At 50.2% G+C, this 20879-nt stretch carries 9 protein-coding genes; 5 read left to right on the forward strand and 4 right to left on the reverse strand.

Annotation, left to right across the window (positions count from 1 at the left end; all coding sequences use genetic code 11):
• Positions 1-78 precede the first annotated feature (78 nt).
• Entirely contained in the window at positions 79-10491 is a 10413-nt protein-coding gene (locus tag ICL07_RS13785) for a gliding motility-associated C-terminal domain-containing protein (RefSeq protein ID WP_188088482.1), read from the reverse strand.
• 610 nt (positions 10492-11101) lie between these two features.
• On the opposite strand from ICL07_RS13785, the gene ICL07_RS13790 reads away from it, so the two are divergent.
• The 5 genes from ICL07_RS13790 to ICL07_RS13810 are packed head-to-tail and all read left to right on the forward strand — an operon-like array spanning position 11102 to position 19000.
• Positions 11102-13681 carry an NACHT domain-containing protein gene (locus ICL07_RS13790; RefSeq protein ID WP_188088483.1) on the forward strand — a complete coding sequence of 860 codons (2580 nt, stop codon included), beginning with the start codon at positions 11102-11104 and terminating at the stop codon, positions 13679-13681.
• A 33-nt stretch (positions 13682-13714) separates the two neighbouring features.
• Complete coding sequence (locus ICL07_RS13795) at positions 13715-14623, forward strand: transglutaminase domain-containing protein (protein ID WP_188088897.1); 909 nt, start codon at positions 13715-13717, stop codon at positions 14621-14623.
• 16 nt (positions 14624-14639) lie between these two features.
• Entirely contained in the window at positions 14640-16490 is a 1851-nt protein-coding gene (locus tag ICL07_RS13800; RefSeq protein ID WP_188088484.1) for a chloride channel protein, read from the forward strand.
• Positions 16491-16502: 12 nt separating this feature from the next.
• Positions 16503-17108: an NAD(P)H-dependent oxidoreductase gene (locus ICL07_RS13805; RefSeq protein ID WP_188088485.1), complete on the forward strand. Its 606-nt coding sequence runs from the start codon at positions 16503-16505 to the stop codon at positions 17106-17108.
• A gap of 2 nt (positions 17109-17110) precedes the next feature.
• Positions 17111-19000, forward strand: a complete 1890-nt coding sequence (locus tag ICL07_RS13810; protein WP_188088486.1) for a monovalent cation:proton antiporter-2 (CPA2) family protein — start codon at positions 17111-17113, stop codon at positions 18998-19000.
• On the opposite strand, the gene ICL07_RS13815 is transcribed toward ICL07_RS13810, so the two are convergent.
• The 3 genes from ICL07_RS13815 to ICL07_RS13825 form a co-directional block, all read right to left on the reverse strand.
• Complete coding sequence (locus tag ICL07_RS13815; protein WP_188088487.1) at positions 19001-19252, reverse strand: hypothetical protein; 252 nt, start codon at positions 19250-19252, stop codon at positions 19001-19003. It lies immediately after the preceding gene.
• Between the two features lie 21 nt (positions 19253-19273).
• On the reverse strand, positions 19274-19516 hold the full coding sequence (locus tag ICL07_RS13820) for a hypothetical protein (protein WP_188088488.1): 243 nt from the start codon (positions 19514-19516) through the stop codon (positions 19274-19276).
• A gap of 159 nt (positions 19517-19675) precedes the next feature.
• Positions 19676-20863 carry a DUF5009 domain-containing protein gene (locus tag ICL07_RS13825; protein ID WP_188088489.1) on the reverse strand — a complete coding sequence of 396 codons (1188 nt, stop codon included), beginning with the start codon at positions 20861-20863 and terminating at the stop codon, positions 19676-19678.
• Between the last annotated feature and the right edge of the window lie 16 nt (positions 20864-20879).

Genomic DNA, 20879 nt, shown 5'->3' on the forward strand with positions numbered 1-20879 from the left:
CCGGGGTGCAACCGGTGCCTGGTATGCACCCCGGCTAGTTCATTTGTTTATTGATCTACGGGTTTCTGTTCCTGTCGTTTATCGCATCAGCGTTACGTTACCTTTCTTCACCACTTCGCTGCCATCCTGCATAGTCGCTTTCACGATGTATACGTATACGCCTACCGGTTGTTTCTGTCCACCCATGGTACCATCCCAGCCCTGACGTTGGTCTTTGGAGGTGAATACGAGTTGACCCCATTGGTTGTATACTCTGAATTCGAGTTGTGCGATCGCTGTACCGTATACATACAACACATCGTTGGCTCCGTCGCCGTTCGGGCTGAAGAGGTTTGGTATGAAGATGTTGTTGCCTTGCGGGTTAGCGGTGGTACAAGTCAAGGTACCCAACGCGCTGGTTTGACAATCACTGTTGCCGATGGCTCTTACACCGAATGCCAGGCTCTGATTAGGCTGCAGGTTGTTGATAGTAGTCGAAGTACCAGTTGGACCGGTGCTTGGAGCGGTGAAGGTGACACCGTTGTCGATGGTCACTTCATAGCGTACCGCACCTGGTACAGGATCCCATTTGAAGGTGACGCTGGTAGCAGTGATACCGGCAAGGCTCACGTGCGGTGTAGCAAGCGGTTGCAGCATGCTGACGATCACCGCTGTTCTGGCGCCTACCCCGGTACAACCACCGGAGGCACTGGCCGCTTCCACATAGTAGGTAGTGGTGGTATTGAGTGCTGGTGTAGTAAACACCGGACCGGTAAATATTGGTGCTCCACCGGTTGGTGCACTGTACCAGTTAAAGGTGACGCCTGGTGTTGTTGAACTGGCTGTCAGTGTAGCTTTATTACCCGGACAGATACCGTTTTCAGCGCCGGTTACTGTTGGTGTTGCCGGAGCGTTGATCAGCTGAACACTCACTGCCGCGCGGGTTGCACTTGGGCAGCCGGTACTGTTAACCGCTTCCACATAGTACATCGCATTGGCTGTCACCGGTGGTGTTGTAAAGCTGCTGCCGGTTGATATAGCTGTTCCGCCGGTTGCGGTAGTATACCATTTGTAAGTCAGTGCCGGATCAGGGTTCAGCACACTCAGTATCACGGTTTGACTTTGGCAGGTCTGCAGTGTTGCATTAGCTACTACCGGTGCAGCTGGTGTTGCGTTCACGGTTACACCTACCGGTGTTCTGCTGGCACTTACACAACCACCGCTGGTAGCTGCTTCAACATAGTAGGTAGCATTACCTGTTGGTGTGATGCTGTAGTTTGCACCGGTGAATACTGGTGTACCGCCGGTAGCCTGGGTGTACCATTTGTAGATCACGCCAGCCTGTGCATTCTTCACGGCCAGGGTTACGGTCTGACCAGCGCAGGTCGTTACCGGATCTGCCAGTGGCGCATCGATGGTGCTGATCACGGTGGCTGTTACACCAACGCGGGAGCTTCCGCAACCATTGGTATTCATGGCAGCCACATAGAAGGTAGTAGTAGCTGTAAGCGGACCAGTAGTGTAGCTGGTGCCTGTAGACAGCAGGTTACCGTTCGTTGGAGCATCATACCAGTTATAAGTCACGGTTGGGTCCGGATTCTGGATGCTGAAGGTAACGGTACTATTGATACAAGTAGTCAGGTTATTGGCCGCTACAGTCGGCATTGCCGGCGCCGCATCTACATTTACAAGAACCGGAGTTCTGGTGGCGCTGGAGCAGCCGGTGCCAATATTGGCCTGTACATAGTAAGTAGTGGTATTGTTTACAACCGGTACGTTATACACCTCACCGGTGAAGAGCAGAGTACCGCCTGCAGGTGCATCATACCATTGATATATAAATCCTGGTTGTGCATTCTTCACGGATACCGTTACACCGGTACCGGCGCAGGTCCTGAGGCTGGATGCTGTTACATCCGGAGCAGCTGGAGCGGAGGTCACTGTAACAGTGGCTTTCACTCTTGCAGAAGGATTACCGCACTGGTTCGGATCACCCACGGCTTCTACATAGAAGTCAGTAGTGGTATTCAACACAGCCGTTGTGAATACAGGACCGGTGAAGATAGCTGTACCGCCTGTTGGTGTGGTATACCAGTTATAAGTGATATTGTTTGCCGGAGAAATCACCCGCAATGTAGCGGTAGATCCCACGCAGATGGTGAGTGCATTAGATTCAAGTACCGGTGTTGGAGCCGTGCCTACGCCTACGGTTACTTTAGCTCTCACCGCGCTGGTACAGCTACCGTTGCTGGCTTCTGCATAGAAGTCGGTGGTGGCATTCAGTGCGCCGGTGGTGTAGGAAGTACCTGTTCCGAGCAGATTACCGCCGGTAGCCGCATCATACCATTTGTAAGTAGTGCCGGGCACCGGATTCTGGATATTAAGCGTCACGCTACCGCCTGCGCAAACACTAGGAGAGCTTGCTGCAACGGTCGGTGTAGCCGGTGCTGCGCTGGTAGTAACCACTATCGCAGTCCTCGGACCAGGGCATCCGCCACAGGATCTTGGACAAGTACTGCCGACGATACCTCTCACATAGTAAGTGGTGGTGCTGTCAGCAGTGAAGGTGTAGCTGGTACCGGTGAATACCACGTTACCTACGGCATCATTCCATTCATATCTTACGCCAGCCTGCGGGTTCTGTACGCTTAACGTTACGCTGGAACCGGTGCAGGTAGTAACCGCTGCCGGTGTTACCACAGGCGCCGGCGGTGCAGTCACCACAGTTACTGTAGCCATCACACGTTTGGATGCAGCGCCACAGGGACCGCTACCTACCGCTTCCACATAGTATTGTGTGGTGGCAGACAGGTATGGTGTAACGAATACCGGTCCGGTAAAGATTGGTGTACCGCCTGTTGGGGTGGTGTACCAGTTATACGTCAGCGCGTTGTCCGGGTTAAGGATCGCCAATGTGGCCGGAGTATTCATACAGGCGGTCACGTTATCCGCCACCAGTACTGGTGTTGGAGCGCTGCCCACGCCGATGGATATTTTAGTCCGGGTAGTATCCGTACAGCTGCCGGAAGACACTTCTACATAAAAGTCAGTAGATACTGTCAGGCCTTTCACGGTATACACCGGTCCTGTGAAGAGTGCGGTACCGCCGGTGGCCACATTGTACCATTTGTAGGTGAGGCCATTCACCGGATTGGTGACAGAGAGTACCACAGAGTCTCCCGCACAGATATTGGTATTGGAAGCGCTGACAGTTGGTGTTGGCAGGCTGGTGAGTGTTACATTCACCGCTTTTGCCGTACCGGCTGCGTTAGCGCAGCTGTTGCTGCCTTCTACGGTTACGTAGTAAGTAGTATTAGCACTGATGACCGGTGTGGTGTAAGATGCGCCGGTAAACAGCAGTGTTTGCAGGTTAGCATCCTGGTACCATTTGAATACCGGGTTGGTTACAGTAGTGCTGGTAGCTGTCAGGGTAACCGTCGTCTTCGCGCAGATGGTTGTATCCCTGAGGGTGATATCTGCAGCGGTAGAGCGTTTATTAACCGTTACGTGAGCCGCTTTCAGGTTGCCGGCGCTGTTTTCACAGTTACCCGCGTTGCTTACACTCACGTAGTAGGTGTAGGTACCCGGAGCGAGGCCGGTGATAGTCAGTACGCCTGTTGCGCTTACACCCTGTGTGATCGGACCGGTTTTATCCGGATTAGCATACCACTTGAATACAGGGTTCTGTACAGTAGTGGATGTTGGCGTCAGTACAGCGGTATCGCCGGCACAGATAGTTTGGTCTGTTACGTTGATATCTGCCGCAGTAGCTCCGTTGGTGACGAACAGGGTGATGATGGCGCGGGCGCCGCTATTGACACAATTGTTGCCATTCACTGCTTCTACATAGAATTTGTAGGTACCGGCAGCGAGGTTGGCCGGGGTAGTGTAGCTATTGGTATTGGATGCCAGTTTAGCGCCACCGGTAGCCGCATCGTACCAGTTGAAGTTTACACCTGGTACAGCATTTACGCTGAGGGTAACCGCTGTGTTTACGCAGGTAGTTACCGTGTCGGCGGTAGCTACTGGTGTAGCCGGGATGCCGTAAACAGTTACCTGTGCAGGCAGAGAAGCTGCGCCGCTACAGTTGTTCCGCATGGCTCTTACAGTAAAGTTGTAGACACCGGAATCGAGGGTGGACGGCGTTACATAAGCGATGCTATCCAGCAGGTGGTTGCCTTTACTGTCGTACCAGCCGTAGGTAACGCCAGCCACAGGGTTCACTACGTTGAGGGTAGCCTGTTGACCTTTACAGATGCTGGCGTTGGTTACCTGAACGGTAGGCTGTACGATCGCACGTTGTGCGTAGTTGAAGCCTACTTCCGTCAGGGCGCCGGCGATACCGGATTGCAGTTTCACTTCCACGCCGGTGAATGGTTTGGAAGGAACGAAGGACAGTAATGCGCTTCTGCCACCACTGAGCAAGTTGATATTCACGAGCGGGTTGGACACCAGAACGGAGTCGCCCGGAGTGTTACCATTATAGGATGTCAGTTGCAGACTTGCCAGTACGGCGGCAGAGAGCACCTGGCTTGGGTTGGTGACCATTACTTTCACTGTATCGCCCGGAGTGGAGACACCGTTGAAGTAAGCTCTTTCCCAAACGGAAGCATTCAGTACACCGAGGTCTATTACGAGGGAAGAGTAAGTATTGGCACTGTTGTCTACAGCCAGTTGCGGGTTGTACACATTACCCAACAGCAGGAGACCGGAGCCTCCGATGGTGTAGGATGTTGCGCCTTCGCAAGGCACCGGATCCTGGCGGTCAGAGATAGTGACAGCGGTTACCGGTACTCTGGCAGAAGTACAAGAGCCCGCACCAGGTATGGCAGCTACTACCCAGTACGTAACCGTACCGGTGGTAGCAGAAGCCGGAGCGGCGAATTGTGCTCCTTTAAACAAGGTGTCGGTGCTGGTGGAAGTAGCAAACCAGTAGAACATGGCATTTGCTGTAGAAGCAGATGCGGTGAACACCGGTTGCTGGTTAATCACCACGGTATCAGGGTTGGGCGTTACAGTCGGAGCCGGCAGGGAAGCTGCGGTACTTACGTTAACAGCCGTTCTGGTGGCAGATATAGTATTACAGCTATCATTCACTGCTTCTACATAGTAGGTAGCAGGCGCTGTTACATTGATGACTTTGTAGGTGAATCCACTATCTGTGTTCAGTTTGGTACCACCGGTAGCTACATTGTACCAATTGTAGGAGTAGCCGGCCAGCGGGTTAGATACAGCCAGTACCGCGTCGGAGCCAGGGCATACCTGCACATTGGCAGATTGTACATTCGGCGCAGCCGGGGCTGCCGCTACTTTCACCATTGCCTGTGCTCTTACGGTGCTTGCGCAACCGTTGCGATATGCTTCTACATAGAAGCTGGTATCGGAGGTCAGCGCACCGCTGGTGAAGGAAGTGCCGTCAGTAAGGTGGGTACCGTTGGCAGTATACCAGCGGTAAGTCACACCAGCAGCAGGGTTTTGTACGTTCAGCGTAGCGGTATTACCTGCGCAAACCGCTGTAGTAGACGCTTGCACAGTAGGTTTGGCCAAAGCGCGTTGTGCGTAGTTAAAGCCTATTTCAGTCAGCGCACCTACGATACCGGATTTCAGTTTCACTTGAACAGCATCGAATGGTTTGCTCGGCACAAATTCTGCGATCGCCTGTGAACCATTGTTCAACAGCGTCAGTTTCAGCAACTGATCGTTCACGGTCACCGAATCCTGTGGCGCATTACCATTGTAGGTAGTCAGCTGAACACTGCCCAGCAGTGCTGCAGACAGTACCACACCCGGTTCGGTGAGCAGTACCCTTACAGTATCGCCAGGAGCAGAGAGGCCGTTGAAGCCTACTTTTTCCCATACTTCCGCGTTCAGTACCCCAAGGTTGATCACGAGAGAAGAGTAGGTGCTGGCATCATTATCCACAGCCAGTTGCGGGTTGTATACATTACCCAGTACGAGGAGACCGCTGCCGCCGATAGTTTGGGTGGTAGCGCCTTCACAAGGCACTGGTGTTGGTGTATTAAAGGTTCCGTATACCACGACTACCGGTACACGGATAGAAGAGCATGAACCATTGATGGAAGCTTTTACCCAATAGGTAACAGATCCAGGTGTATTCTGGGTAGGCGGTGCGTAAGTAGGACCTGTAAACAGGCTGTCGTTGCCGGTTTGACTGCCATACCAGATGAATGAAACATTAGCAGCATTAGAGGTGGCCTTGAGTACTGCCTGGGTACCGATGTTAACGGAATCCGGGTTTGGTGTAACCACCGGTGCACTCAGTGAACCAGAGATCACGATATGGAATGCTTGTCTCGGAGACACCGCACCACAGCTGCTCACCGCTTCCACATAGAATGTAGTGTCTTTGGTAATATTCGGTACGTTGAATACGTAACCGCTGTCGGTGTTCAGTTTAGTACCGCCAGTGGCCACATTGTACCAGTTATAGATAAGACGATGGTCCGGTGTAGATACCGCCAGTGCCGCGCTGGTGCCAGGGCAGAGGTTCAGGGTCTGATCGGCGCCCGGTACAGCCGGAGCAGGAGACACAGTAACGGTTACGGGTACACGTCCAGGGTTAGCGCAACCATTGGCGCCTACCACCTGTACATAGTAAGTAAACGTACCTGGTGTTTTCAGGGTATCAGTAGTATAACTATTGTTGCTGCCCAACACGGTAGTGCTGGTAGCATCGGCATACCAGCGTACAGTAGTACCGGCAGCAGGTGTTACAGAGAGTGTCGCTTTCTGGTTTACGCATACGGTATCTCCGGTACCGCTGATAGTCGGGTTCGGATACAGGATACGTGCGCCATAGATATCGATAGAGTTGAGCAGATTAGCCAGCCCTGTAATTCTTACTTCTACGCGATCGTATGTACCGGTAGCGGCCACGGTAGCGTTGAATTGCTGACCGCTCAACAGGCGCAGGCTAAGCAGGTTAGCCAGTGTATCTGCTTTTACGGCAGTAGTGCCATTATATTGTGTGATCACAATACCTGCAAACAGGCTTACATCTGCCAGACCACCAGGAGCAGCCATTGTCAGGCGAATGCTGTCGCCTGCCGCACCAGGGTTCGGGAAGATGAGCTGTTGGTATACAGATCCACCTAACAGGCCGACTGGTATATGCAGGCTGGTAAAGTTAGTAGAAGAGCTGTCGATGTCGAAGGTTGGATTCTGCACGGAGCAGAGGATACAACCCAGGGTAGTACCGGAAACCTGGCTGGTAGGTACATTACAATCCGGAGAAGGAATTACCGGACCGGTTACCACCACGTCTACCCGTACCCGTGCAGAAGTACATCCGCCCTGGGTAGTTACGGCAGCATAGTAGCTGTAGGTACCCGGGTTATTGAACGGACCAACCACCAGGCTGGCGCCGGTTCCGAGAATAGTAGTGGTAGTGGAGTCTGTGTACCAGTTGATCACCGCACCTGGTACCGGTGTAGCAGTCAATGTTGCCTGTTGACCGGTAGGAACGATCACAGATCCGGTTACTACCGGTGTAGCAGGAGCATTGGCGATATTTACCACCGCAGCTTTCAGTGCGCCGGCAGGGTTTTCGCAACGGTTGGTACCGGTAACAGCTACATAATAGGTGTAGTTACCCAGTGCCAGGCCGGTAACGGTGAGGTTACCTACGCTGTCTATCGTATAATGTACCGCCCCTTCGGTGAGACCGTTGGTGATGGCAGTTGTTTTATTGGCGTCTTTATACCAGGTGAATACCGGGTTGGTTACTGTAGTAGAAGTAGGTTTCAATATAGCACCACTGCTTACACAACCAAAAGTGGTATCTGCCAGGTTGATATCCGCGGCAGCACCCAGGGCGTTCACTGTAACGGTAACGCGTAAACGATCAGGATTCGCGCAACCGTTGGTACCGATTACCTGTGCCCAGTAGGTTACTGTGCCCGGGGTATTGAGTACCGGTGTTGTATATGGATTGGGGCCTAAAGCAGTAGTGGTGGTAGAATCAGCAAACCATTGAACGGTAGTACCCGGTGCAGGCGTAGCATTGAGCGTAGCAGTAGCACCTACGCAGGCCTGTACGTTGCGTACCAGTGCAGTCGGATTGGGGCTGATAATGCGGGCGCCATATATATTGACTGAATTGAGCAGGTTTAGAGTACCTGTCATTTTTATTTCAACGCGATCAAATGCACCGACAGCCGGTATAGTGATATACCCTCTTGTATTTCCTCCCAGCAATTGCAGGTGCAGCAGGTTGGAGATAGTATCTCTTGCCACCACGTTCGTTCCATTCGCCACCGTTAATACCACACCGCCCAACACAGACAGATCCAGCAAACTACTGGATGCACCAAGCTCAAACCGGATACTATCAGTAGCAGCGCCGGGTTGTGGGAAGATGAGCTGTTGGAAAGCAGCACCACCCAGCAGGCCGACAGGCACGCTCAGTTGCGAGAAGTTGGTTGGGTCGCTATCCACGGCATTTTCCGGGTTGTTCACCGCGCACAGCAGGCAACCCAGGGTAGTTCCCCAAGCCTGTGTGGTAGGTGCGTTACAGGAAGTAGGTGTACCAGGCGCAGTGATGGTCAGATCTACCCGTACTCTGAAAGAGGAGCAACCACCGGGCAGGCTTGAGCCTACATAATAAGTGTGTACACCCGGTGTAGCGAACGGACCTACCTGATAGTCAGGCCCTGTAAACACCGGCGCCTGCGTGGTATCGGTATACCATTGGATGGTAGCGTTCGGCGTAGTAGCTGATAACGTAATTGTTTGGCCTGTAAAACCGGAAACGCCGGTAGCGGTTACCGGAGGCAGCGGGTTGGTACCTACCGTCACCGCAGCTGCGGCGAGGGAACCAGCCTGGTTTTCACAATGGGTACTGTCTGTCAGGCTTACGTAATAAGTTGTTGCAGCAGTGAGCCCTGTGACGGTGAGTTTACCCGTAGTGGGATCAATAGTATATGTAAGCGCGCCATCAGGTCCATTGCTGATGGGCTGTGTTTTAGCATTGTCTTTATACCATTTGAAAGTAGGTGTACCGGAAGGGTTGGTAGCCGTAGGTATAATCACTACCGTACCGGCGCAAGCGGAGGAGGTAGGTGGTACCGTAACATCAACGGCGGCAGCGTAGTTATTCACGACAACGGTTACCAGAGCTTTCGCAGATTCAGAGGCAGAGCAGGTTTTTAGCTGCGCCGACACATAGTACCGGAAGGAGCCTGCAGTAGCAGGGTTTACAGAAATGCTGGAACCGGTGCCGACCACGTTCGTCATAGTGGAATCGTACCAGGTATAAGTATAGTTTGTATTGTCAGGATTGCTAATAGACAGTGGAACGGCAGTACCGAGGCAGGTAGTTTTGATAACGCCGCCGGTAGCCGTTGGCGCAGGGGATATCCGTTGTATTTCATGTACGTTTAAAGCAGCCAGTGCGCTGACGATTGCCCCGAATCTCACCTGAATATGATCGAAGGGCGCGCTGGATGCGAACGAAAGTGTTTGTATTGAACTGGAGCCGGTCAACAAATCAAGGCGGAGCAGGTTACTGTTTCCGGGTATACTATCGACGACAGTGCCGCCGTTATAGGTAAGAATGGTGATCCCATTCAGTAGTTGAAGTGTTAGCAGTGAACCGGGGTTCGAGACGACAATTCTAACCGAATCGCCCGTTTTGGACAATCCGGGATAAACAGCTGTCATCTGGGCTTGTCCTGCAGCTGCCAAAGCGGTCTGCATGACTGCATAAGTAGAGATGTTACCATCTACCGCTTTTTGCGGATCAGTGACGCCTCCCAATGAAGCAAGGCCCAGATCGGCGGTAGCTCCGGTGAGCACATCAATGGGAGTGTTACAATCTATAACGCCGGTAGCTGGTTTATTATAATATGCTGCAAATACTTTCAGGCTCAGTGCCGCGCTGAGTAGCCCGGCGTCGATGGTGATACGTACTCTGTCATATGCCGCGTTAGGGGCAGGAACGAATACTTCGGCCTGGTTACCACTGACCAACAGGTTCAACAGCGTACCAGAAATATTGGCGGGGCTGCCTACGGGGGTGTTTCCGTTATAGGGCTGTACCTTAATCGCACTGGCTAGTCCCAGGGATAAGAGTGTACCGCCTGTACCAATTTTTACGATCGAGGGGGAAGACGGAGAAGGTAGCTGACTAAATTTAAGGTCCTGATAAATGGTTGCCAATACAGCCACTCCGGCATTAATAACGGATGCTGTTTGCAGGAAGCTGGTGCCGGTGACATCTACCGCACTATCAGGATTCGTAACGTTACAGACCAGACAAAGGCCTGTAGTATTGTTTTCCTGGCTATTTGCATATACGCGGGTCGTTTGCGTTTGTGCCATTGCAGATTGGGCTGTTAAGCCGAGTATCATCAACAGTAACAGCAGGTTTCCCAAAAACAAACGGGTATGCCTTTTAAAGAATAACACGGGTGTGTTGAAGGCACTTTTGGCCCCGAATCGGGTAGTAGGGGTTGCAATAAAAGGGCAATTAGGAGTAGTGTTTGAATGCATAGCACCAGATATTAAAATAAACGATATTCATTTTGCAATGAATTACAAACTACTCTGGCAGGAGGATAGGCTATGATGTGGCAGTGTGGACAATGATTGAAAGCAAGGTGACAGATGTATCCTACTTTCAATCATATGTTAAAAGATTGCAAAAAACGTTACGAATGTATAGTGAAGCAGGGGATAAAAGGTGGTTCATTTTAGTTCATTTTGAACGGTAGCGTCCCTTTCGTTCATTTCTGAATCTCATTGTTCAGTTTGTTCATTTCGATGACGACAGTCATCTTTTTGCAGGCCTTCACTCCTGAAGGCTGACAAAAAGAGGGTTTCCCGGAAATTTTTTTCAAGTCAGACCAAAATTTTTTAAGCAAACGGGACCTTGGCAATTTGGTTGACCATTCTTATTGCAACTTCATAAAAAACAGCAAATTATACTTTATATAAAAATGTGTTTTTGTTCAAAAATCATTTTTATTACAAATATTTATATATATAATCATTTTTAAAATCACTTGTTCATTTTGTTCATTCCACTTTTCTTAAATCTAAACCCCTGACTCATACGTACTTAAAAAAGTATCGAAAATTCCTAATCCATTTATTGTCCCCTATGATTGATCTATCCTATGACTTCATCATGACACTGCAGAAAGAAGTATTGCGCAGATACGGTGTTGAAGTCATGTCGTCGGCAGATTGCAAAAATCTGGCTCAGTCCATATTGGATAACACAACCAAACTGGTTAGTGAGACAACGCTCAAAAGGGTATTCGGATTTGCTGTTACACAACACAGCTTTTCCCGCTACACATTGAACACCCTCTCACAATACTGCCGGTTTAAGGACTGGGAAGATTTTCAGCAACATCATTATCAATTGCTCAACAGCTCCAGTCGCAGCAACCAGCAACTGGACACCCGCAGGTGGGATGAACTGAAAACCAAAGCGGACGCTGTATCCCATTACACCATCCTGACGCTTAAAAACCGTTCAGGTATAGCGTTCCCATTTACCGTTCCCCGCACATTCTGCAATGCACACATTGAGCGGTTCCTGGAAAGCGATTACGCGGCTACCGCCCTGATTGCCCCATCAGGATGGGGTAAATCCGTGGCCCTGGTACACCTCGCCGAACATTTCTGGTTCTGCAAGGATGCCCGGTTCAAACACGACGTATGCTGGTTCATCCATGCACACGCCGCCGGCAGCCTGTTACTGAAAGGGTTCTCCTTAGCCAACTGGCTGGACAACCAAATGGACCTGGGCAAAGGTGAAAACTTCCGGGAATATTTCTCCAGTCACTTTAATAATAAAGGAGGCCGCCTGATCCTGATCATCGACGGGTTCGATGAAATCGCTGTTTCGGGTGATAAACTCAAATTATTATATACCAAACTGGAGGACTTCGTTTACTCCAACGACCGCTACCCCTGGGTGAAGGTGATCCTTTCCATCCGGAGCAGTACCTGGTCCGAAATATTCCAGCATTCCCACCAATACCCGGCCTTCCGCCGCTACTGGTACCTGGGACCGGAAATGGATGAAGAAACCAACATCAACCTCCCGGCGCTTACCGAACAGGAAGTGAAGTCCGTTCTCTACAACCACCATTTCGATCCATCTACCATCCGGATGTTTTCAGAAAGTTTCCTGCAGAAACTACGAAACCCGTATTACCTGCAACTCTTCTGTCAGCTGAACGCCGGCCCGGAACAAAACTTCGTGGATGAGCACCTGAGCTTGTTTGAAATCGTGTCCCGCTTTGTGCAAAACAGGGTCTTCAACTCCCAGAGCAATGCCTTCAAAATAAAGATCATCGAAAAACTGCTGACACTACTCGATTTCGGCAGAACCGGTATCTATATAGATAAAAGCAAACTGCTCAACCAGAACGCGGACCTGTTTCCCGCCTATAAAGAGTTGCTGGCCGATAATATCCTGGCAGAAGAAAACCTGAGCCAGGAAATCATGTTCCATGTAAAGGTGCGCTTCGCACATACTTTCCTGCTGGAATACTTTGTGGCCATGCATTATCTCCAGCAAAACAACCAGGAGATCAACGAACCTTTGTTGCGCAACATACTGGACCATCTGCCTCAATCCCCTTACCGTATCGGGGTATTTCGCTGGCTGCTCCGCTATGCGATCACCACCCGGCAAACGGATGGTATCATCAAAATGTTCCATCTCCCGCTGGCCAATATCGAGAAATCACATCTGCTGGAATATCTCGTCCTTCACTACCAGCACGAAGGCAATAACCAGGTGGAACTGAAATCTATCTTCCCACCGGGATTCTTTAAGAAGAACCCTCTCAGCCAGATCATCAACGATGAATTCATGCATTTCCGTAAAAGAAAAGTGCTGAATGCCTTACTGGGACTGGCCGAAGCCAAGGAAGACAAACTCAAGATCCGTAACCTGCTTTTTACCATGGCATTGCTGCAACTGGATGCAGAACAATGTGAACTGGAACTCAACGCCATCAAAAAGCTGTATAGTGCCGATGAATTTGATGGGGAACTATGGGTAACGCCTTACGAAATACTCCTCTTTATATATGAGTATCTGAAATTCGGCTTTGTGAATGAAAGCATCCGGGCCAAAATTTATCAATACCAACAATACTGGGGACATGGGCCCCGGCAGCAGATTTCCGTGGCACAGGAAATTGTGTTCCGCAACATGGGCACGGCATTCCTGCTGATGGAAGATTATGAACACCTGCTGAACTTCACCCGGCGCCTGTTTCAGACTTATCCTTCGCTGCCCTACCGCAAAGCGGATTCTTTCCGCCTCATGCTGTTGTTATGGCAGGCTCAAGGCCACCTGGGACAGGGGAACATTAAATCAGCGGAAAGGATTTGCCGGCATGCGGACCAGGTCATCAAAAAATATTCGTCTGATTATTTCAGCGGTAAATACCTGGAATCATTCCAAAAACTGCTGCATGCAACGGTATATTACAATGAACACGAGTTCCATAAAGCCATCCGTGTGGCTGAAATAGCCATCGAGCACGCCCAGAAGCTGGACCTGAAAGTGCTGGCGCTGATGAACTTCGCCCTGTTGAAGAACATCTACCGCGACCTGAATATGGACAAACAGATTACCGACACGCAACAACAAATAGAATTAATCCGTAACAGTACCTCTTTCAAACAGGCCATTCCAAATTTTGCGAAGTGATTATGGCATAATTTTGCTTTATTGCATAGCATAATGGCCATTGATGAAAGTAAATACACGACGTCCACACAATTGATGCTCAACACGCTGGGCCTGCTGACGTTGTTACCACTCGCACCTTTTATAAACAGGTTCCTTCCGCCCATCGTGGCGGGAGGTTTCCATATAGACCTGGCTGTATCTTTCCTGATCAGCCTTTTGATCGTATATGCACTGCGATGGGTTTTCCGGCCGCTGATTATTCCCGCCTTCCTGTTGATGTGCGGGGTACTCATGATCAACAAATACCGTGAAGATTACACTTTCACCAATGTATTAAACGACTATAAAGGCATGGTGCAGGGCAACTGGGGCACCAAAGACAGCAAACAGCTGGACATTCTGTCCTTATACCCCCGCCGCGTGGAGAGCTACCGCGATAAGACCGTTCGCGGTCTCCGGGAAAAAGTCAATTACCAGGATTCTGTTGTCCGTAATTTCTCTGTTAAACACTCATTGGACTACTACGATGAGTACTTCTACAAATACGGGAAGATCACCCGGTTCCTGTCCCTCTTCCGGTATATCAACGGTAATTTCAAATATGTACTGGATTCCCGTCGTGATGAATATTTCGCTACGCCACAGGAAACCATCCAGAATGGCCTTGGAGGCGACTGTGATGATCACTCCATCCTGATGACCTCCTGCCTGCAATCTATCGGGGCACGCTGCCGTATCGTACTCATCAAAGGGCACGCCTATCCGGAGCTGTATTGTGGCACCAAGGAGGATTTCGAAATCATGAAACAGGCGATCATCACCCTTTTCCCTAAGCCAGTCATCAAAGAACTATATTATCACGAGCTGAAAGGAGAGTACTGGATCAACCTGGATTATACCGCCAGACATCCCGGCGGTCCCTATATGAACGATAAAGTTTATGGGTTGATTGAGCTCTGATCCCTAAATTTGCGACATGAGTCGATTTAGCCGTATCCGGAAGCATCATAGTTTTTTCAGGTTTAAAAGGGATTTTGAACAATACAGCCTCCGTAAAGCCAAAAGTTATGAACTGCTTCTGCACTGGCTTCACAGCAAACTGAACCGCAATCAGTTCCTGTTATTGTCCGGTATCCTGGTGGGATGTTCCGCCGGTCTGGCTGGGGTAGTGCTCAAAACACTGGTCCACTACATTCACTATATCATCACCTACAAGGTACATTTCAGCACGCAGATCATCTTTTATGTTGTTTTCCCCTTTCTGGGGATTGTGTTGACAACGCTGATAGTCATTTTCTTTTTTAAAGGCCAGTCCCGTAAAGGGATTCCGGCCATCCTGCATGAAATTGCGCAGAACTCCAGTCTCATCCCCCCCGTGAAGATGTACTCCCAGATACTGCAAAGTGCTGTCACCGTAGGGTTAGGGGGGTCGGCAGGGCTGGAAAGTCCGATTGCCGTTACCGGTGCTGCGTTGGGGTCCAATTATGCCCGGACCTATACCCTGGGCTATAAGGAACGCACCCTGTTACTGGCCGCGGGCGCCACTGCCGGCATCGCCGCCGCCTTTAACGCCCCTATTGCGGGGATGATGTTTGCCTTCGAGATCCTGCTGACCGGCGTAGTGTTTTCCGATTTTATGCCGCTGATCGTAGCGGCTGTTTGTGGTAGCCTGCTCTCCAAGATCATTCTGCAGGAAGAAGTCCTTTTCCATTTTGAATCCCGGACACCCTTTAATTACCACAATGTTCCCTTCTATATTGTACTGGGAGTGTTATGCGGCTTCTATTCCCGTTATTTTGTGGTGCTGTCGCATAAAGTAGAACATTTTTTTAAGCGGCTGGGATGGAGCGCATTGCGTAAAGCCATGCTGGGCGGGGTATTGGTATCAGCGCTCTGCGTAGCCATGCCGCCCTTGTTCGGAGAAGGTTATACCGTTGTCAAATCGCTGGCTGGTGGCCATGGTGAAAGCATCCTGGAGAATAGCTTCTTCGGGTATTTTCCGCCACAAAGCTGGATGCTGCTGGTATTCACCGGTTGCGTATGCCTGCTGAAAGCATTTGCCACCTCCATTACCATTCAGAGTGGCGGCAACGGCGGGAACTTTGCACCCTCGTTGTTTGCCGGAGGCTTCCTGGGTTTCTTTTTTGCCATGCTCTGCACGCAGGTGGGCTTTACGGAGGTACCTGTTACCAATCTCGTGATTGTAGGGATGGCCGGGGTAATGGCGGGGGTGATGTATGCTCCGCTGACCGCCATCTTCCTGATAGCTGAGTCCAGTTCAGGTTATGATCTTTTTATTCCGTTGATGATTGTGTCTACTACGGCTTACCTGATGGCGAAGTGGTTTTCACCGATTTCGCCGGAGCTGACGGAATGGGCGAAAGAAGGGAAGGTTTTCACCAAAGAGCACGACAAAAACATACTGCTGATGATGCGCATGGATGACCTGGTAGAGCGGGATATTCAACAGATTGATATCAACAGTAATCTGCGGGAACTGATAGCGCTGGTAAAAGACGGGCATCGTAACATCATTGCTGTTGTGGGTGAGCAGGGCCGGCTGGACGGCATCATTACACTGGACGACTTACGCCCTGTAATGTTTAGTCCGGAACTATATGATACGATAACTGTTAAGAAACTAATGAAAGCTCCACCGGCAGTAGTATCTTTAAAAGACAATATTACGCTGGTACTGAAAAAATTCGACGAAGCGCATGTGTGGAACCTGCCGATAGTACAGGACAAAAAGCTGATCGGATTTGTCTCTAAGTCACGCATACTCAACAAGTACCGGCTTTTATTACAGGAATATTCAGAAGGATAGACACATCAATATATGGCGCGGGTATTAATCAATTTTGCACATCCGGCCCTGGAAAAGTCCAGGGTACACCAACAACTGTTGACTACGGTGAAGGGTATACGGGGTATTACTATCAACGATTTGTATGAGCAGTATCCCGACCTGGACATCAACGTAGCACGGGAACAGTCGCTGCTCGAAAAGCACGATATCATTCTCCTGCAACACCCTTTTTACTGGTACAGCGCGCCGGCCATCGTCAAACAGTGGCAGGACCTGGTGCTGGAACATGGCTGGGCCTACGGTCATACCGGTAAAGCCCTGAAGGGGAAATATTTTGGCAATGTGATTTCCGCCGGAAGCGCCGAAACAGGCTACCATCCTGACGGGAAACACCAGTACCCTGTTACGCAGTTCCTGTTACCTTTTTCGCAGACAGCGATATTATGTAACATGGATTACATGGCGCCTTACGTGATTTATGGCGTGCATCGCATGGATATTGAAGATATCCGGGCTGCCGCGCAGGACTACCGCAGGATGCTGGAACTGCTGCGGGACGATAAAGTAGCCCCCTCGGCGCTTTTGCGTTTGAACTATATGAATGAGGCCTTACAACTTCCATCCCAAACCCGATAAATATGAATCAACACTCACTGTTATTTCAGTCGATGGTATATCTGGCTGCCGCCATCGTGTTTGTGCCGCTGGCAAAAAAAATGGGGCTGGGCGCCGTTTTAGGCTATCTCATTGCCGGCGTGATCATTGGTCCGTCTGTGATGGGATTCATTGGTAAAGAAGGAGAGGACATTATGCATTTCGCCGAATTTGGCGTAGTGATGATGCTGTTTCTCATTGGGATGGAGCTGGAACCCACTTTACTCTGGCGATTACGTACCTCGATACTCGGGCTGGGAGGGTTGCAGGTGCTGGGCAGTGCCGCTGCCATTGCCGCGCTGGCCTATTGGCTGGGACAACCGATCAACGCATCGCTGGCGCTGGGGATGATCCTGTCGTTATCTTCCACCGCGATCGTACTACAAACGCTCAATGAAAAAGGGTGGATGGGCACATCAGCAGGGCAGAGCGCCTTCTCTGTACTGTTGTTTCAGGATATTGCCGTAATTCCCATGCTGGCTATCTTCCCGCTGCTGGCCAGCGGAGCCGCTGATAACGCCGAGTTGCATGAAGCGTCGCTGCGTGATAACCTGCCTGCCTGGGGACAAACACTCGTAGTACTGGGAGCAGTAGCCGCCATTATTATTGCCGGCCGCTATCTCGTTAATCCGTTGATGCGGATCATTGCCCGCACCCGGGTACGGGAGCTGTTTACCGCGATGGCACTGCTGATGGTAGTCGCCATCGCCGTACTGATGAACCTGGTGGGTCTTAGCTCCGCGCTGGGCGCCTTTCTGGGAGGCGTAGTACTGGCCAACAGCGAATATCGTCATGAGCTGGAAAGTGATATTGAGCCTTTCAAAGGTTTGTTACTGGGATTATTTTTTATCGCCGTAGGCGCCTCCATTGATTTTTCACTGATCATGGAAGAGCCGTTGTTAATATTCGGATTAGTAATAGGGCTGATGGTTATCAAAGCCCTGGTGCTGCTGGGATTGGGGAAAATATTCAAACTCAGTACAGACCAGAACCTGCTCTTCGCCTTTGCTCTGGCTGATATTGGGGAATTTGCCTTTGTATTGCTGGCCTTCAGCAACCAGGTGCATTTGATAGACAGTAAACTATCCGCTATGCTGACCGCCATTGTGGCTATCAGTATGGCGTTGACGCCGTTGGTAATGTTATTGTACGAAAAAGTAATACAGCCGCGGTTTACCTGCCGGGTACCGGAGCGGGAGGAACGTTCTTCCGACGAGATACATGAGAAGAATCCTGTAATTATCGCCGGCTTTGGCCGTTTCGGTAGTATGACCGGGCGTTTCCTGCGGGCCAATGGCATCAAATGCACCATCCTGGATATGGATTCCGACAGGGTAGATTCCCTGCATAAACTGGGCATCAAAGTATATTATGGAGATGCTTCCCGCTACGATCTGCTGGCAGCAGCCGGCGCCGCCGATGCCAAGCTGCTCATTGTAGCCACCGATCAGATTGAACAAACCCGTCAGATTGTAGAGCTGGCACAAAAATACTTCCCGCATCTGCAACTGCTGGTGAGAGCGCAGCAGGTAGAAGACACCTTTGACCTCATGGACCAGGGCGTATTGCATATTTACCGCGAAACGGTAGACACCTCGCTGCGCATGGGAGCAGATGCACTCCGGATGCTGGGTGTACGCGCCTATCATAGTGAGCGGGCCGCCCGCACTTTTTTCAGACAGGATGAACGGACATTAAAAGGCTTATCGGCCACACGGGACGACAAAAAACAATACCTCATCAGTATGCGGGAGCGTATTGAAGAGATGGAAAAACTCATTGTCTCCGACCGTATCAAAACCTGGCTGGATGAAGGACAGGGGTGGGACGCAGAGCCTATCAGGGATGAAGTTCGTGGGGAACCGGAGGGTTGATCAACTGATATGTTGAATAATCAGCCCGGCTACATGGTGTAATAACTCAACATCTACCGGGTGGCTGTGATCATGCATGGGTTTGTCGGCGACTGCTCTTACATAGCCCTCTTCATCGGGCTCAAATGAGATCTCGTGTTCTGCGATAACGACCTTGTATACAGTCTTGTATGTTTGATGAACCGTGTTCACTTCCAGAATATGAGGATGGCCCTTATATTCAAATTTCAGGGTAAAAGTATCTGTTGCCATTGGTTACTGCCGTTACAGGGATCAGGCTTCTTTTTCACTGTGCTGTTGATGATAATAACGCTTGATCCTGTTTTTCTCATCACGGGAAAGCTGATGAATAAACCACAGGGAAAAATAAGCCAGTCCGCTAATGATAAATATGTACCCTATGAATCCCGCCGTGTGGAAAATACGGAACCACATCCAGTCATTCGTGTAGGCGTACTGCGCTAAGGTAGCTAAAATCACACCGGCCAGTACCAAGATGATCGCTATTTTTTTCATCGGGGGTGAATTTTGGGATAAAGAATACTGTTCATGGAATCCGACGACAAACGAAATGCCATTACCATATCTACGTTACAACAAACAATTACGGATGTTGTTCATGCAGATATTTTTCTACATAACGTATAAGCTAGAACGAAAGAGTGGGGAATATAGTTACAGCTGCAGGCGAATATGCAATTTATTCAGCCCTTTTACCAGGAACAGCATAGCCACCGCGAAACATGCGCACCAGATGATGCCCGGGAGACCCTGCCCTAAAACCGCTGGCAGATTGAGGCTTAACGCGATCATCCCGAAATACACGATATCGGGCAGAATATAGGTGAGCAGCGGATTAGATCCCGCCGGTTTAAAAAAGGAAGTCCATCTGCTCAAATGTTTTACATCTATCAAAAAATACAAAAGTGAAAAAACAGCCACACAGATAGCGGAACAATACAGGCACCAGCTGGGCGTTGCGTTGATCTTGGACAGCTTATAAGCAGGCCGTAACAGACTTCCCGCCACCACCAGCAGCGCAAAGAAACCGACCACCCTGCTTACCAGACGGCTGCCCGTCAGACCGAGGTCTTCATCAAAATAAAATAAAGTCAGCAGCATACCACACAGTACAATTGACGTATGCGCTGCATTCCCCGCCTGCGTCGTCAGCCAGCTGAACGCGCCATTTTCCATAAACGGCTGTTGACACAAAATATAAAATCCAATACACGCCGCTATCATCAGGAAAATAGCGCCAGGTACACCTTTAAAAAACTGGTAAATCATACAGGCGTACACGTAAGCCCATCCTATCAACCCCAGGATACCCCACCACTGCGGCGAGAGGTAATGCGTACCATCTTCTCCGCCACGATATATTAAAGCCAGTACGATCAATATCACCGCTCCGATACCTTTGAGTACCCAACTGATCCAGCGTTGCTGAAAAGTATATACATTCCAGACCAATATCACGCTGCCATAAAACAGTAACGCCCATACGGCTTTACTCGTACCTGTTGCATTAGCGTTGAGACCATCCGTATTTACCATAAACACTCCCAGCACCAGCAATCCCAGTGTACGCCACAAGATATGTTTTTGCAGTTGCCAGAAACTATCTCCTTTAGTCAGCCTGCTGTTGATCGCAAACGGAATAGACATTCCCACTATAAACAGGAATGCCGGAAACACCACATCCACAAAGGTCATCCTGTCTTCATTGGCATGCGCGTGTTGCATCCATGAAGGAATACCGTCCACACCAGCGACGCTGTTAACAAAAATCATTACCAATATGGTGATTCCGCGAAAAGCATCGATAGACAAGATACGACCGGAAGAGAGTTTAGTGATCATAGGGGAAAGTGGTTGA

The sequence above is a fragment of the Chitinophaga qingshengii genome, assembly GCF_014529935.1.
In the GTDB taxonomy this organism is placed as follows: Bacteria; Bacteroidota; Bacteroidia; order Chitinophagales; family Chitinophagaceae; genus Chitinophaga; species Chitinophaga qingshengii.

Excerpts from the sequence above, each read along its gene's own strand:
- ICL07_RS13785 (WP_188088482.1), bottom strand. The coding sequence starts at position 10,491 with ATGCATTCAAACACTACTCCTAATTGCCCTTTTATTGCAACCCCTACT.
- ICL07_RS13790 (WP_188088483.1), top strand. The coding sequence starts at position 11,102 with ATGATTGATCTATCCTATGACTTCATCATGACACTGCAGAAAGAAGTA.
- ICL07_RS13795 (WP_188088897.1), top strand. The coding sequence starts at position 13,715 with ATGGCCATTGATGAAAGTAAATACACGACGTCCACACAATTGATGCTC.
- ICL07_RS13800 (WP_188088484.1), top strand. The coding sequence starts at position 14,640 with ATGAGTCGATTTAGCCGTATCCGGAAGCATCATAGTTTTTTCAGGTTT.
- ICL07_RS13805 (WP_188088485.1), top strand. The coding sequence starts at position 16,503 with ATGGCGCGGGTATTAATCAATTTTGCACATCCGGCCCTGGAAAAGTCC.
- ICL07_RS13810 (WP_188088486.1), top strand. The coding sequence starts at position 17,111 with ATGAATCAACACTCACTGTTATTTCAGTCGATGGTATATCTGGCTGCC.
- ICL07_RS13815 (WP_188088487.1), bottom strand. The coding sequence starts at position 19,252 with ATGGCAACAGATACTTTTACCCTGAAATTTGAATATAAGGGCCATCCT.
- ICL07_RS13820 (WP_188088488.1), bottom strand. The coding sequence starts at position 19,516 with ATGAAAAAAATAGCGATCATCTTGGTACTGGCCGGTGTGATTTTAGCT.
- ICL07_RS13825 (WP_188088489.1), bottom strand. The coding sequence starts at position 20,863 with ATGATCACTAAACTCTCTTCCGGTCGTATCTTGTCTATCGATGCTTTT.